The 964-nt window shown below is 69.3% G+C and carries 1 protein-coding gene; it reads right to left on the bottom strand.

Annotated features, from left to right (window positions below; genetic code table 11):
• A partial coding sequence (locus OR37_RS20520; RefSeq protein ID WP_035017844.1) for an ATP-binding protein occupies positions 1 to 964 on the bottom strand: 964 nt, incomplete at both ends.

A 964-nucleotide genomic window follows, 5' to 3' on the forward strand; every position in this document is an offset into this window, starting at 1 on the left:
CGGCGCGGTGGCGGACGGTGAAGCCCTCGGCGGCCGGAGCGACCTGGACGGTGAAGGCCTGCCCGTCGAGACGGGCCTTGAACACCGGCTTGCCCGGCCGCCAGTCGATGTCGCTCAGGGTCAGGGTCCGGTTCTCGTCCAGCAGGGCGATGGCGAGGGCCTCGTCGCCAGAGACCTTCACCCGGCGGCGATGCGGGCCGATGGCCACGGTCCAGGTCTCGCGCGGCGCGCCGATCAGGCCCGAGGCGTAGGATCGGGCGCGGGCGGCCTGGACCCGCTGCATGGCCGCGCCGACGGCGGTCAGGATGTCCAGCTGCGCGGGCGTGGGCTCGGTTCCGTGGAAGCCGTCGGGGAACTGGTCCTTGATGTAGCTGGTGGCCAGCTGGCCCGAGCGGAAGCGGTCTTCGTCCATCACCGCGGCCAGGAACGGGATGTTCTGGCCAAGACCCTCGATATGGAAGTCCTCCAGGGCCCGGCCCATGCCGTCGATCGCCGCCAGCCGGGTCGGGGCCCAGGAACACAGCTTGGAGATCATCGGATCGTAGTACATCGAGATCTCGTCGCCCTCGCGCACGCCCGCGTCGTTGCGGATCGCATAGGCGCCGTGATCGCCCTCGGCCGGCGGGTCGTAGCGGACCAGTCGGCCGATGCTGGGCAGGAACTTGCGATACGGGTCTTCGGCGTAGATGCGGCTCTCGATGGCCCAGCCGTTGATCTTCAGGTCCTCCTGCTTGAAGGCGAGCGCCTCGCCCCAGGCCGAGCGGATCATCTGTTCGACCAGATCAAGGCCGGTGATCAGTTCGGTGACCGGGTGCTCGACCTGCAGGCGGGTGTTCATCTCCAGGAAGAAGAAGCTCTTGTCCTGGCCGGCCACGAACTCGACCGTGCCGGCGCTGTCATAGTTCACCGCCTTGGCCAGGGCCACGGCCTGGGCGCCCATGGCCGCGCGGGTGGCCTCGTCCAG

It is taken from the genome of Caulobacter vibrioides OR37, from assembly GCF_000372645.1.
Classification (GTDB): Bacteria; Pseudomonadota; Alphaproteobacteria; order Caulobacterales; family Caulobacteraceae; genus Caulobacter; species Caulobacter vibrioides_E.